The sequence below is a fragment of the Nocardia carnea genome (genome assembly GCF_029868855.1).
Lineage (GTDB): Bacteria > Actinomycetota > Actinomycetes > Mycobacteriales > Mycobacteriaceae > Nocardia > Nocardia carnea_A.
In genome coordinates this window covers 1-1,049 of record NZ_JARWOV010000030.1, presented here as the reverse complement: position 1 = coordinate 1,049, position 1,049 = coordinate 1, and the positions used below count along the sequence as shown (strand labels likewise).

Below are 1,049 nucleotides of genomic sequence, written 5' to 3'. Positions count from 1 at the left end.
GCACGACCCAGAAGCCGCGGCCCGGCCTATACCGCCCCCCCCCCCCGGGCCCGCCCCGCGCGCGCTCATCCCCACCCCCCCCGGGCCCGCGGGCGGGCGCGCCTGACCGTGACCGTCGGATTCGGTCCGGGCGTCTTCGCGGCGCTGGGCCGGCCGGACGCCGCGCCACCGTGGCTCGCGCCGCTGCCCGCGTTCACGATCGATCGCCTCGACCCGGCCTACACCGGTGCGGATCTGGCCCTGCAGGTGTGCTCCGACGATCCGGTCACCGTCGCGCATACGGTGCGGGTGCTGTCGAAGAACGTCCGGTCACTGGCCACCGTGCGATGGACGCAGCGCGGGTTCCGCCGGGCCCGGGGAACCGAGGCTCCGGGCGTCACGATGCGCAACCTGATGGGTCAGGTGGACGGTACGACCAATCCGGAACCCGGTACCGCGGATTTCGATTCGCTGGTGTGGGACGACGGATCCGATCGCCCCTGGATGCGGGACGGGACTTCGATGGTGGTGCGGCGGATCCGGATCGAACTGGATACCTGGGACGAACTGGACCGGTCCGGTCGCGAACTCAGCGTCGGCCGCACATTGACCACCGGGGCTCCGCTGACCGGTGTGCGGGAAGCCGACGAACCCGATTTCACGGCGACCGACCGAAACGGTATACCGGTCATACCGCCGAGCGCGCATATCGCCCGCGCCCATCACACCCATCCCGGTGAACGGATATTCCGGCGCGTCTACAACTACGACGATCCACCGGCTCCGGGGACGGTATCGAACTCGGGTCTGCTGTTCGTCTCGTTCCAGCGCGATATCACCGCCCAGTTCGTGCCGATTCAGCGACGCCTCGACGAATTCGACGCGCTCAACGAATGGACCACCCCGGTCGGCTCCGCGGTATTCGCGATTCCGCCGGGGATCGGCTCGGACAGCTATATCGGTGAGGGTCTACTCGGTCGCTGAGACAGGGAGGCCCCGGGGTCCCGGTGGTTCGTCACTGCCTTCGGCGTTGCGAACCACCGGGCCTCGGTCGACCGGCATCCGGCCTA

Annotated in this window: 1 protein-coding gene; it reads left to right on the top strand. The window is 69.4% G+C overall.

The window, feature by feature from the left end; genetic code table 11:
• On the top strand, positions 1 to 963 hold a 963-nt coding region (locus QH195_RS02445), incomplete at its 5' end, for a Dyp-type peroxidase (protein ID WP_280434178.1).
• Positions 964 to 1,049 lie beyond the last annotated feature (86 nt).